This is a genomic window from Streptomyces sp. URMC 129 (genome assembly GCF_051386415.1).
Classification (GTDB): Bacteria; Actinomycetota; Actinomycetes; order Streptomycetales; family Streptomycetaceae; genus Streptomyces.
Genome location: NZ_JBPQTQ010000011.1, coordinates 52,743 through 63,695, shown reverse-complemented (window position 1 = coordinate 63,695; position 10,953 = coordinate 52,743). Strand labels below are relative to the sequence as shown.

The window sequence follows — 10,953 nt, the reverse complement described above, 5'->3', positions numbered from 1 at the left end:
TAAGAGACAGCCCTGCCCTGCCCGCACCGGGCCGCTCATCACTGCCGTGAGCGTGCTCGTCGTGGGCCGCCGCGGCCGTTTCCCGCCGTCGCTCTCAGGGTTCTCCACGATCTTCCGAGGGAGTTGTCCGCCGTGGTCACACTCATGTCCCGGACGCCGCGCCCGGCACGGCCGTGCCGTCCTCATCTGGAGCGGCAGGCCATCCGGTTCACCGTCGGCCTGTACCTGTTCATCTGCGCCGCTCTGCTGCTGGTGCACTACACCGCCCCCGAGCCGCCGCCGGTGCCGGGCGACGCGGGGAGTTCGTCCACGTCGCCCTTCACCCCCGTACGCACTCCCTGATCCCCCTGCCGCGTCCCGAGGAGGTCCGGACATCATGACCGTCAACACGACCGTGCACGCCGGGTTCGACCGCGCCGTCCTGGGCCGGCGGTGGATACCGGTGCCCGCGGACGACCCGTACGCCGCCCGCGTGGTGCGCCAGCGCACCGGGGTGGACTTCGACGCCGCGGCGGGCCGGGTGTGGGAGACCGACGACTTCCTCTATCTCCCTGTCACCGTCAACGTGCGGGAGGGCGACACCGTCCACCGCGTCCGGGTCGTCTTCGCCCTGGGCCCGGAGGTGCTGGTGACCTGGCAGCCGACGGCCGGCTTCGCCCCGTTCGACAAGGCCCTCGCCCGCATCCGCCGCACCCCGCACCTGGCCGAGACCTCGCACGGGGTGATGTACGCGCTGCTGTACGCCCTCAACGAAGCCTCCGGGCGCGTGATCGAGCACGCCAGCGAGGTGCTGGAGGCGATGAACGACGAGATCGCCCGGGCCGTCAACGGCGGTACCAACGCCTGGGGCCAGGAGATCGGGGTCAGCGACATGCAGGACACCCTCGCGCGGATGAACGAGACCGAGGAGGTCGTCTCCCGCTGCCAGGAGTCCCAACTGCTGCTGGCGAGGGCGGCCCGGCACCTGCGCGCCGAACTCCCCGTCGACCAGGTGCGGCTGGCCGGGCTGCTGGACATCCTGATCGCCGACATCAACGGTGTGCAGGAGCACGCCGGTTTCGAGCACGACAAGGTCCGCTACCTCCAGCAGTCGATCATGACCTCGCTGAACGTGCGGCAGAACCAGATCGTCAAGGTCTTCACGATCATCACCGCCGTGTTCCTGCCGCCCACCCTGGTGGCCACCTTCTACGGCATGAACTTCACGCACATGCCCGAACTCGCCTGGGAGCACGGCTTCCTGGCCACCACCCTGCTCACCCTCGTCGCGGCGATGATCCCGCTGTGGTACATCCGCCGCCGCGGCTGGCTGCGCTGATCACCACCCGCCCGCGGGCACGTCCCGCGCCCCGCCCGTCCCGGGCACGACAGCACCCGAGGAGGTGCCCGCCATGCAGAGCCTGACCACTCTCGACTTCACCGTCCGCCTGGCCACCGGAGCCGGTTGCGGCGCGCTCATCGGCGTCGAACGCCAGTGGCGCGCCCGCATGGCCGGGCTGCGCACCAACACGCTGGTCGCCGCGGGCGCCACCCTCTTCGTCCTCTACAGCGAGGCCGTCGGCGACCCCGGCAGCCCCACCCGGGTCGCTGCCTACGTCGTCTCCGGGATCGGCTTCCTCGGCGGCGGCGTCATCCTGCGCGACGGCGCGTCCGTCCGCGGCCTCAACACCGCCGCCACCCTGTGGTGTTCCGCGGCCGTCGGCGTGCTGGCCGCCGCCGGACGCCCGGCCCTCGCCCTGCTGGCCACCACCGCCGTGCTGGCCGTCCATCTCCTGCTGCGCCCCGCCGGACGCCTCCTGGACCGCATCCCCCAGCACGACCCGGACACCGACACCGTCCCGGCCACCGTCCACCTGACCTGCGACCGCCGCGAGGAGGTCCACATCCGCGCCCTGCTCCTGCAGTGCCTGGTCGGCACCGGCCTCGCCCCGACCGGCCTGCGCGCCCAGCGCCGGCACCACCACACGACCCTGCGCGCCACTGTGGCCCTCACCGGCAAGCCCGCCCCCGCCCTCGAACAGCTCATCACCCGTCTCTCCCTCGAACCCGGTGTCCACGACCTCCACTGGCACGTCGACGACACCGCACCCTGACGGCAACCGCAAGCGCTTTGGAGTTGACAGTCGTTTTCATTTAGCCTGCTCGCATGCACGTATCCCACCAGCCCCACACGACGGCTCTCCGGCGGACGATCGGCCCCTACGCGGTCCGGCCCGCCGAGGCCGCCGATCTGGACGGGGCGCGCGGCGTCATGCTGGACACCTTCTACCGGGAGTTCGGCTACGGCTACCGGCCCGAGTGGCACGCCGACGTCATCGACCTGCACGGCACCTACCTCGCCCACCCGCGCCACCTGCTCATGGTCGCGGCCCGCGGCGACGAGGTGGTCGCCACCGCCGCCCTGCACTCGCGCGGCCCCGTCCACCCACCGCACCCGCGCTGGATCGTGGAGCGGTACCCCTCGGGTACCACGGCCCAGCTCCTGCGCGTCTACGTCCGTCCCGAGCACCGGCGCCACGGCCTCGCCCGCGCCATGGTGGAGCGCGCCACCGCGTTCGCCGACCGCGCCGGATACGCCACCGTCTACCTGCACACCAACGTCAACATCCCCGGGGCGCAGCCCTTCTGGGACAGCATGGCCAAGCAGGTCTTCGACGCCCGCACCACCGGCGAACACGGTCCGGGCTTCGCCACGCTCCACTACGAGATCCCTCTCCCCCGCTGACGGGTCCGGGCCGGCCCGTGCGGGCCGGCCCGGATACCGTGCTCGGACGGCGAGGCCGTGCTCAGGCGAGGTCGAACCGGTCCAGGTTCATGACCTTGTCCCACGCCGCGACGAAGTCGCGCACGAACTTCTCCTTCGCGTCATCGCTCGCGTAGACCTCCGCGAGCGCGCGCAGCTCGGAGTTCGACCCGAAGACCAGGTCGACACGGCTGCCGGTCCACTTGACCTCGCCCGTGGTGGCGTCGCGCCCCTCGAAGGTGTTCGCGTCCCCGGACGTCGCCTGCCACGTCGTGCCCAGTTCGAGCAGGTTGGCGAAGAAGTCGTTGGTCAGCACACCGGGGGTGGCGGTGAGGACACCCAGCGACGACTGCTGGTGGTTCGCGCCCAGGACGCGGAGGCCACCGACCAGGACCGTCATCTCGGGGGCGCTCAGGGTGAGCAGGTTCGCCCGGTCGAGCAGCAGGTACTCGGCCGGGAGCCGGTTGCCCTTCCCGAGGTAGTTGCGGAACCCGTCGGCGGTCGGCTCCAGGGCGGCGAACGACTCCACGTCCGTCTGCTCCTGCGACGCGTCCACGCGGCCCGGCGTGAAGGGCACCTCGATGTCGAACCCGGCGGCCTTGGCCGCCTGCTCGACGGCCGCGCCACCGGCGAGCACGATCAGGTCGGCGAGCGAGACCCGCTTGCCGCCGGTCTGGGCGGCGTTGAAGGACGCCTGGATCCCCTCCAGGGCGCGCAGCACGGTCGCGAGCCGGTCGGGGTCGTTGACCTCCCACCCGCGCTGCGGCTCGAGGCGGACGCGCGCGCCGTTCGCCCCGCCGCGCTTGTCGCTGCCGCGGAAGGACGAGGCCGACGCCCACGCCGTGGACACGAGCTCGGACACGGACAGCCCCGAGGCGAGGATCTGGGCCTTGAGGGAGGCGATGTCCTCCGCGTCGATCAGCTCGTGCGTCACCGGGGGCAGGGGGTCCTGCCACAGCAGCGTCTCGGCCGGGACCTCCGGGCCGAGGTAGCGCACGACCGGGCCCATGTCGCGGTGGGTCAGCTTGAACCACGCCCGGGCGAAGGCGTCCGCGAACTCGTCGGGGTTCTCCAGGAAGCGCCGCGAGATCTGCTCGTAGACCGGGTCGAACCGGAGCGACAGGTCGGTCGTCAGCATCGTGGGGGCGTGGCTCTTCGACGGGTCGTGGGCGTCGGGGACGGTGCCCGCCCCGGCGCCGTTCTTCGGCCGCCACTGGTGCGCCCCGGCGGGGCTCTTGAACAGCTCCCACTCGTAGGCGAACAGGGTCTCGAAGAAGCTGTTGTCCCACGTCACCGGGGTGGGGGTCCACGTGCCCTCCAGGCCGCTGGTGATCGTGTCGCCCCCCTTGCCGCTGCCGAAGGAGTTCCGCCAGCCCAGGCCCTGCTCCTCCAGCGGGGCGGCCTCGGGGTCGGGGCCGACGTGGTCCGCCGGGCCCGCGCCGTGGGTCTTGCCGAAGGTGTGGCCGCCCGCGATGAGCGCGACGGTCTCCTCGTCGTTCATCGCCATCCGGCGGAAGGTCTCACGGATGTCCCGGGCGGCGGCGATCGGGTCCGGGTTGCCGTTCGGGCCCTCCGGGTTGACGTAGATGAGGCCCATCTGGACGGCGCCGAGGGGCTCCTCCAGCTCCCGGTCGCCGGTGTAGCGCTCGTCGCCGAGCCAGGTGGTCTCGGGACCCCAGTAGACGTCGTCCTCCGGCTCCCAGACGTCCTCCCGGCCGCCGCCGAAGCCGAAGGGCTGGAAGCCCATCGACTCCAGGGCGACGTTGCCGGCGAGGATCATGAGGTCGGCCCAGGAGAGGCTCTGGCCGTACTTCTTCTTGACCGGCCACAGCAGGCGGCGCGCCTTGTCCAGGTTCCCGTTGTCCGGCCAGCTGTTGAGGGGGGCGAAGCGCTGCTGGCCCGCACCGGCGCCGCCGCGGCCGTCGCTTATCCGGTAGGTGCCGGCGCTGTGCCACGCCATCCGGATGATGAACGGGCCGTAGTGGCCGAAGTCGGCCGGCCACCAGTCCTGCGAGGTGGTCAGCACCTCGGCGATGTCGCGCTTCACCGCCGGGAGGTCGAGGCTCTTGAACGCCTCGGCGTAGTCGAACTCCTCGCCGAGCGGGTTGGCCACGGCGGGGTTCTTGGCGAGGATCTTCAGGTTGAGCCGCTCCGGCCACCACTGGCGGTTGCCGCCGCCCTGGGTCGGATGCAGGGCGCGCCCGTGCGCGACCGGGCAGCCCCCCGCGCCCTCCGTCTTCGCGTCTACGACGATTGCATCATGGTTCTCAGACATGGGAATCCTTCCGGCCCGAGCCGATGTCGGTGCTCAGGAACTGCGGGCGGTGAAACGGTTGAGGCACAGCGCCCGGGGTGACGGCTTCGTCCTCGCCGGCCGGGAAGCCGTGCGCGTGGGACGCGGCCCTCCCGGCGGCGTGCCCCGGGGGCGATCGTCTCGACGGCGCGGAGGTCATCGCCCCGGAAGGGGACGAGCAGGGCGACGCGGGCGGCCGTCGCCCGCGGGCCGGCACCGCGAAATCCTCGGCGGTGATCCCGTCACGTCTCTGTCTCCTGCCGTACTGGGCTCTTCGCGCCCCTTGGCTATCGCCGGAACAGATCCTACGTTAGACAGAGTGCAGGTCAAGACGCGCACCAAACCCCCTGCCCACCGGAACCCGGGCGTCCACTGGTTAACCTGGAATGTCCCACCAAACTCCTGAATAGGTGATCCGACATGAGTGACCTGCTGGAGCGGCTGCGAGGACGTGGCTGGCGGATGACTTCCCAGCGACGTGTTGTCGCGGAGGTCCTCGACGGTGATCACGTGCATCTCACGGCCGACGAGGTGCACGCCCGCGCGGCGCAGCGGCTGCCCGAGATCTCCCGGGCGACCGTATACAACACCCTGGGCGAGCTGGTGTCCCTGGGAGAGGTCATAGAGGTCTCCACCGACGGCCGCGCCAAGCGCTACGACCCCAACGCCCACCACCCGCACCAGCACCTGGTGTGCTCTTCCTGCGGCACCGTCCGCGATGTCCACCCGGCCGGCGATCCGCTGGCCGACCTCCCGCCGGAGGGGCGGTTCGGCTTCACCGTGTCCGCGGTCGAGGTCACCTACCGGGGGCTGTGCCCGTCCTGCGCCCAGGCGGCGTGAGGGAGCGCGGCGAAGCCCCCCGCGGCGGACGGCGGACGGGCCCGGCGGGTCGCCACGGCCGGTGCGTGCCTTCCCGGGGTCAGGGGTGGATCTTCTCGCCGTTCGCCAGCATCCCGACGAATTTCTCTATCCGTCGCGCCCGGGTCTCGGGCTTCTTGGCCTCCTCCACCCGGTACAGGATCGCGTAACGGTTCCGGCTGTCCAGCGTCGCGAAGAACTCGGCCGCCGCGGGCTCGGCCGCCAGCGCGGCGGCCAGGTCGTCCGGCACCGAGGCGGTGGCGGAGCCCGCGTAGGCGGCTTCCCACCGCCCGTCGGCCTTGGCCCGCTCGACCTCGGCCATGCCCGGCGGCTTCATGCGTCCCTGCTCGATGAGGGCGATCGCCTTCTCGCGGTTCACCCTGGACCACCGGCTGCCGGGCCGCCGGGGCGTGAACCGCTGGAGCCAGTGGGTGGCGTCGAGACCGGCCTTCTGCCCGTCGATCCAGCCGTAGCACAGCGCGACGTCCAGCGCCTGGGCGTAGTCCAGGGAGACGCTGCCGGGGGCCTTCTTCCTGATCTTCAGCCAGATTCCGGGGGAGGTCGCGTGACGCTCCGCGAGCCATGTCTCCAGGGCCTCGGCCGTGGGGAATTCGAGGACCTCTTCTTCGCGCTCCACGGGATCAGTCCACCACAGGGCGGAATCCGCGGCGGCGGCGTCCCGGGAAGCCCCCGCAACGCCGCCGTCCCGGCACGGGAGTGGCGGCGCGATCAGTCCTTGACGCTGCTGTTGGCGCGGTAGCGGAGATCCGCGAATTCCGGATGCCGGTCCATCCACCCCGCGATGAAGGGGCAGACCGGGAGCACCGGGAGACCTTCTTCCCTGGCCTGCTCCAGCGCGGCTCTGGCCAGGGCGCCGCCCACGCCCTTCCCCTCGTGGGCGGGCAGGACCTCGGTGTGGACGAAGGCGATGAGCCGGTCGGTGCGGATGTAGTCGGCCCGCCCGGCGACCTGGCCGCCCACCGTGGCCCGGAAGTGGTGTTCCTCACGGATGTCCTCGACGGTGATCTGCTCGGCCACGTTCATCTCCTGACTCCCGCTGGTGCCGCGGCACCGCTCGGCTGCTCTCCCCCGCCATCCTGCCACCGGCCACCGCCCTCCTCACCCGGCCGCCGGGGCGCCCGGCCGCCGCCCGGACAGGCCCTCGCGATCCCGTGGCCTGCCCCGCGCCGGGGACGGGCATGCTCGGTGCGTGGAGCAGATCGTGCTGATCTCGGATCCGCGGGTGACCGGCGTTCCCGTCGTGGAGTGCGGTGAGCCGCTCGTCGACTGCCGCGGTGTGCTCCGCGTCGACGGACGGCGCTCCGACCCGGCCGGGGACTGGGCGCACCTGCGGGCGGGAGTCCTCGAACGGCTGGTCCGGGCGGAAGCGTCGCTGCCCGACGACCGGCACTGGCTGCTGGTGGAGGGATATCGCCCGGCCGCGCGTCAGCAGGCCGTGTTCGACGGCTACGTGGCCTCGCTGCGGCGGTCGCGTCCGGACGCGTCGGCGGAGGAGCTCAGGACGGCCGCCGCGCGGTGGGTCGCGCCGCTGGAGACCGCCGGGCACGTGGCCGGAGCCGCCGTCGATCTGACGGTGTGCGCCGGTGACGGTACCGAGGTGGACATGGGCTGTCCCGAGGCGGCCACGCCGGAGGAGAGCGGTGGCGCCTGCTACACCCGGGCTCCCGGGCTCGCCCCGCGCGCCCGGCAGAACCGGGCGGCGATGATCAGGGCGTTGAGCGCGGCCGGGATGGTCAACTACCCGACCGAGTGGTGGCACTGGTCGTTCGGGGACCGCTACTGGGCGGCGATGACGCGGGCCCCGGCCGCCCGGTACGGGCCGCGGGACCGTGGCTGACCGCGCCCTCGGGCCGGTCCGGGGACGCGGTGGCGAGGCCGGTGACCGTTTCCACGAAGGCCCGGACCAGGGGGTTGGCCGGGCCCTCGGGCCAGGCGACCGCGACGCGGAGCGGCTCGATGTCCGTGACGCGGCGCCAGGTCAGTTCCGGGTGGGCGTAGTAGCCCGCCATCGACTCGCTGGCGAGGCAGACGCCGTGTCCGGCGGCGACGTGTTCGAGCATCTCCTCGACGTTGTCGTTCTCGGGCCCCCACCGCGGCGCCGATCCGTCCGGCCGGGGATTGACCGCCCACCAGTCGACCCATTCCCGGGGCGCCTTGCGGGTCCACATCAGGGGCTCGTCCCGCAGGTCCATGATGCTCACGGCGTCGGCGTCGGCGTCGGCAGCCGTGGCGGAGGCGGCGGCCGTGGCGGCGGCCAGCGGATGCGTGGCGGCCATGGCCACCCACCGCGGCTCGGTCGCGACGACGTGCGCGTGCAGCCCGGAGAGGTCCGCGGGCAGCCAGACGAAGGCGACGTCCGCCAGCCCCTGCCGCAGGGCGTCCGCCTCGCCGCCCCAGTCGAACCGCTTCGGCTCCACCACGATCTCCGGGTGGCGGGCGGTGAAGACGGCTCGGGCCCGCCGGCCCAGTGACCCCGCGCCGGTCGCCACGAACCCGACGCGCAGCAGCCGTTTGCGCGCGGCCTCCGACGTCCGGACCTCGCGCACGGCCTGCCGCCAGTCGCCCAGCATCCGGCGGGCGACCGGCAGCAGGCTCTCACCGGCCGCCGTGAGCCGCACCTGCCTGCCGGTCCTGACGAACAGCGCGGCCCCCAGCTCGCTCTCCAGCCGCTGGATCTGGCGGCTCAACGACGGCTGCGAGACGAAGAGTTCGCGCGCGGCCCGGGTGAAGCTCAGGTGCTCGGCGACGGCCACGTAGTAGCGCAGAACCCTGGTGTCGACATCCACGGCCGGCCTCCTGAACCCGCGCTCGGAGCTTCCATGCCTGAAACGTATGGACGCAGGCATTGGACCACATCCGGCGCGGCTGATTCCGTGGAGGTGCGGGGGGCGGGGAACCGATGGGGAGGAGCGTGCCGGTGGGCGGGAGCGAGTCCGTGAGCAGGAGCAGCGTGCTGCGGGGCGCGGGACTGGGCGCGGTGGGTCTGACCGCCGCGGTGCTGGGTGGGGCGCAGACGGCCGGCGCGGCGCCGGCCGGGACGGGCGAGCACCCTCATGTGCGGCTGATCCGCCGCTACTACGAGGCGTACGGCACGGGCGATCCCGACGCCCTCCGGCCGTTCTTCGCACCGGATGTCCGGTGGACCATTCCCGGCCACCATCCGCTGTCGGGGACCAAGGAGGGCATCGAGGAAGTCCTGGCCTTCTTCCGGGAGCTGGGGCGCGCCGGATTCCGGGCGGAGACGTTGTGCCTGGCGGCTGACGGAGACTGGGTCATCGACCTGCACCGGGGGTGGAGCACGGCACCCGAGGGCCTGGACATCACCTGGGCGCTGGCCTTCCGCATCCGGGACCAGAAGATCGCCGAGGCCGTCAACTTCGCCGGGGACCAGCACGCGGCCGACGCGTTCTTCTGGCGGACCTACCCGCTGGCTCCGCTGCCGGACCGGCTCGCCGGAAGGGAGTGACGTCATGCGCGGACGGGGGCAGGAGCCGCCGCGAGACGCGTCCCGCCGCCGGGTGCTGCGCGCCGGGGCGGCGGCGGGTGTGACGGCCGGCGCGGTCGCGGGCTCGGCCCGGGCCGCGGCCGGGGACGGGACCGCGGCCGGGGGCGGGGGCGGGGGCGCCGGGCGTTTCAGCGACAAGGTGGTGCTCATCACCGGTGCCACCTCCGGGATCGGTGAGGCGGCGGCCCGGGTGCTGGCCGGAGAGGGCGCCCGGGTCTTCTTCTGCGGGCGCCGCGCCGAGCTGGGCCGCCGCGTCGAGTCCGCGATCCGCGCGGCGGGCGGTGACGCGACCTATGTGCGCGCCGACGTCCGCGAGGAGAGCCAGGTCAGGGAGTTCGTCGCGGCCTGCGTCGAGCGCCACGGCCGGATCGACGTGGCCTTCAACAACGCGGGCGTCGAGAGCCCGCGCGCGGTTCGCCTGCACGAGCAGTCCCGCGCGGACATGGAGGACGTCTGGCGCACCAACGTCGGCGGCGTCTTCCTCGCCATGAAGTACGAGATCCCGCACATGCTGTCCCGGCGAGGGGGCGTCATCGTGAACACGGCCTCGATCTCGGCGGAGGTCGGGTTCGCCACCATCGCCCCGTACAACGCGAGCAAGCACGGCGTCGCCGCGCTGACCAAGGTGGCGGCGCTGGAGTACGCCGCCGACGGCATCCGGGTGGTCGCCTTCGCGCCCGGCGCCGTGGACACCCCGATGCTGCGGCGCGCCGCCGAGGCGTTCGGTGTGACGTACGAACAGATCGCGCAGGACTACCCGATCCGGCGCATCGTGCGGGCGGAGGAGATGGCCCGGGTCATGATGTGGCTCGGCTCCCCCGAGGCGGCACCCGTCGTCGGCACCGACGTCGACGCCTCCGGCGGCTACCTGACCGGCTGAGCGACCGTACGGTCCTGACGCGCCGGTCGGCGTGAACGGGCACGCCCCTCGGAACCCGCCCGTGCCGAACCCGCCGGAAGCCGCGTACCCCGTCCCCGGTCTCCCCCGGGCTGACCTGCCGTCAGCCGGATGGGGAGGGGTCCCCCGGCGGCACCGGCATGCTGGCAGCGGTGAACGCCCGCGGCCACAAGGAGGGTGACGATGAGCGGCGCCGGCACACTGCACGCCTGCTCCGTCGACGGCGACGTCGGCACGGCGGACCTACGGGTCAGCCGCAGGCAGGGTGAACTGACGTACCGCCACGGTCACTGGCGGCTGCGCGGCACCGGGGAGGCGCGGTTCCGGCCGGCGCGCGACCGCCGGGTGTTCCGCTCCGGGGAGCCGGTGCTCGTCGCCCCGGGCCGCGCGGCGCTGTCCGTGACGGAGCCGGGCGGGCGGCTCGTCCTGGCCGCCCTCGGCCAGGCGTGCTCCGACGGAGCGCCGGGCGAGGTCGGGCACCGGCCGGCGGGGACCGGATTCCCCCACCCGCCATCCTGCAACCGGCTCGGGCGGAACGTGTTGACCGGCCTGTTCGGGTCGGGCAGCCTGACGCCGGAGGATCTCGTCCTGCTCGACGCCGGACCGGACCGCTGAGCCGGGGAGGGGGCCCGACG

Annotated in this window: 13 protein-coding genes; 9 read left to right on the top strand and 4 right to left on the bottom strand. The window is 73.0% G+C overall.

Annotated elements, in window-relative coordinates:
• Nucleotides 1–132: 132 nt before the first annotated feature.
• From ACSNOC_RS04245 to ACSNOC_RS04230, 4 genes are all read left to right on the top strand, one after another.
• Entirely contained in the window at nt 133–342 is a 210-nt protein-coding gene (locus tag ACSNOC_RS04245; protein WP_436745857.1) for a hypothetical protein, read from the top strand.
• A 34-nt stretch (nt 343–376) separates the two neighbouring features.
• A complete protein-coding gene (locus ACSNOC_RS04240) occupies nt 377–1,318 on the top strand; it encodes a CorA family divalent cation transporter (protein WP_436745856.1) in 942 nt (313 codons plus the stop codon).
• Nucleotides 1,319–1,391: 73 nt separating this feature from the next.
• Nucleotides 1,392–2,093, top strand: a complete 702-nt coding sequence (locus tag ACSNOC_RS04235; protein WP_436745855.1) for an MgtC/SapB family protein — start codon at nt 1,392–1,394, stop codon at nt 2,091–2,093.
• A gap of 53 nt (nt 2,094–2,146) precedes the next feature.
• Nucleotides 2,147–2,725: a GNAT family N-acetyltransferase gene (locus ACSNOC_RS04230; RefSeq protein ID WP_436745854.1), complete on the top strand. Its 579-nt coding sequence runs from the start codon at nt 2,147–2,149 to the stop codon at nt 2,723–2,725.
• Between the two features lie 61 nt (nt 2,726–2,786).
• On the opposite strand, the gene katG is transcribed toward ACSNOC_RS04230, so the two are convergent.
• On the bottom strand, nt 2,787–5,018 hold the full coding sequence (gene katG / locus ACSNOC_RS04225; protein ID WP_436745853.1) for a catalase/peroxidase HPI: 2,232 nt from the start codon (nt 5,016–5,018) through the stop codon (nt 2,787–2,789).
• A 438-nt stretch (nt 5,019–5,456) separates the two neighbouring features.
• Here katG and ACSNOC_RS04220 point away from each other — a divergent pair, with 438 nt between their 5' ends.
• Nucleotides 5,457–5,876, top strand: coding sequence for a Fur family transcriptional regulator (locus ACSNOC_RS04220; protein ID WP_436745852.1), 420 nt, complete (start codon nt 5,457–5,459; stop codon nt 5,874–5,876).
• A 79-nt stretch (nt 5,877–5,955) separates the two neighbouring features.
• Here ACSNOC_RS04220 and ACSNOC_RS04215 read toward each other — a convergent pair whose 3' ends face one another.
• The gene (locus tag ACSNOC_RS04215; protein ID WP_436745851.1) at nt 5,956–6,531 is read right to left on the bottom strand and encodes a YdeI/OmpD-associated family protein; all 576 of its coding nucleotides are present in this window, start codon (nt 6,529–6,531) and stop codon (nt 5,956–5,958) included.
• 92 nt (nt 6,532–6,623) lie between these two features.
• Nucleotides 6,624–6,938 carry a GNAT family N-acetyltransferase gene (locus ACSNOC_RS04210; protein ID WP_436745850.1) on the bottom strand — a complete coding sequence of 105 codons (315 nt, stop codon included), beginning with the start codon at nt 6,936–6,938 and terminating at the stop codon, nt 6,624–6,626.
• A gap of 166 nt (nt 6,939–7,104) precedes the next feature.
• On the opposite strand from ACSNOC_RS04210, the gene ACSNOC_RS04205 reads away from it, so the two are divergent.
• Nucleotides 7,105–7,752 (top strand): M15 family metallopeptidase, encoded by a 648-nt coding sequence (locus ACSNOC_RS04205; RefSeq protein WP_436745849.1) that lies wholly within the window; start codon nt 7,105–7,107, stop codon nt 7,750–7,752.
• On the opposite strand, the gene ACSNOC_RS04200 is transcribed toward ACSNOC_RS04205, so the two are convergent.
• Complete coding sequence (locus tag ACSNOC_RS04200; RefSeq protein WP_436745848.1) at nt 7,649–8,701, bottom strand: LysR family transcriptional regulator; 1,053 nt, start codon at nt 8,699–8,701, stop codon at nt 7,649–7,651. The genes ACSNOC_RS04205 and ACSNOC_RS04200 overlap by 104 nt on opposite strands.
• Before the next feature lie 149 nt (nt 8,702–8,850).
• Between ACSNOC_RS04200 and ACSNOC_RS04195 the strand changes: the two genes are divergently transcribed.
• The 3 genes from ACSNOC_RS04195 (at nt 8,851) to ACSNOC_RS04185 (ending at nt 10,933) form a co-directional block, all read left to right on the top strand.
• Nucleotides 8,851–9,381, top strand: a complete 531-nt coding sequence (locus ACSNOC_RS04195; protein WP_436745847.1) for a nuclear transport factor 2 family protein — start codon at nt 8,851–8,853, stop codon at nt 9,379–9,381.
• Between the two features lie 4 nt (nt 9,382–9,385).
• Nucleotides 9,386–10,300, top strand: a complete 915-nt coding sequence (locus tag ACSNOC_RS04190) for an SDR family NAD(P)-dependent oxidoreductase (protein ID WP_436745846.1) — start codon at nt 9,386–9,388, stop codon at nt 10,298–10,300.
• Between the two features lie 201 nt (nt 10,301–10,501).
• Entirely contained in the window at nt 10,502–10,933 is a 432-nt protein-coding gene (locus tag ACSNOC_RS04185) for a hypothetical protein (RefSeq protein ID WP_436745845.1), read from the top strand.
• The last annotated feature ends 20 nt before the right edge of the window (nt 10,934–10,953 follow it).

Bases quoted from the DNA above. Each gene is read 5' to 3' on its own strand.
- ACSNOC_RS04190 (WP_436745846.1), top strand. From the start codon at position 9,386: ATGCGCGGACGGGGGCAGGAGCCGCCGCGAGACGCGTCCCGCCGCCGG.
- ACSNOC_RS04210 (WP_436745850.1), bottom strand. From the start codon at position 6,938: ATGAACGTGGCCGAGCAGATCACCGTCGAGGACATCCGTGAGGAACAC.
- ACSNOC_RS04240 (WP_436745856.1), top strand. From the start codon at position 377: ATGACCGTCAACACGACCGTGCACGCCGGGTTCGACCGCGCCGTCCTG.
- ACSNOC_RS04185 (WP_436745845.1), top strand. From the start codon at position 10,502: ATGAGCGGCGCCGGCACACTGCACGCCTGCTCCGTCGACGGCGACGTC.
- ACSNOC_RS04235 (WP_436745855.1), top strand. From the start codon at position 1,392: ATGCAGAGCCTGACCACTCTCGACTTCACCGTCCGCCTGGCCACCGGA.
- ACSNOC_RS04230 (WP_436745854.1), top strand. From the start codon at position 2,147: ATGCACGTATCCCACCAGCCCCACACGACGGCTCTCCGGCGGACGATC.
- katG (WP_436745853.1), bottom strand. From the start codon at position 5,018: ATGTCTGAGAACCATGATGCAATCGTCGTAGACGCGAAGACGGAGGGC.
- ACSNOC_RS04220 (WP_436745852.1), top strand. From the start codon at position 5,457: ATGAGTGACCTGCTGGAGCGGCTGCGAGGACGTGGCTGGCGGATGACT.